This is a genomic window from Tepidiforma sp. (genome assembly GCF_026419595.1).
Taxonomy (GTDB): Bacteria; Chloroflexota; Dehalococcoidia; order Tepidiformales; family Tepidiformaceae; genus Tepidiforma.
On record NZ_JANZZD010000100.1, the window covers coordinates 1 to 323 of the forward strand.

The 323-nt window shown below is 61.3% G+C and carries 1 protein-coding gene; it reads right to left on the minus strand.

Annotated features, from left to right (window positions below; genetic code table 11):
* Positions 1-323 (minus strand): (2Fe-2S)-binding protein (locus tag N2041_RS14580; protein ID WP_367187739.1); only part of this gene is annotated, 323 nt, incomplete at both ends.

Consider the following 323-nt stretch of genomic DNA (forward strand, 5'->3'; position numbering starts at 1 on the left):
TTGGCCGCCAGCAGAAAACCGGGCGTGCAGACGCCGCACTGCAGGGCTGCATGTTCAAGGAACTTCTGCTGCAGAGGGTGCAGGCGCCCGCCCACCGCCATTCCTTCGATCGTCTCGATCGTCCGACCTTCCGCTTCAACGCCCAAAACGAGGCAAGAATTGACCAGCACGCCGTCCAGCAACACGTTGCAGGCGCCGCAGTTGCCGTTGTTGCAGCCTTCTTTGGCGCCGGTGAAGCCCAGCACGTCGCGCAGCACCTCGAGCAAACTCTGCCGAGGCTCGCATAGAAACTCAAAGTCTTCGCCGTTAATGGTCGTGGTCAC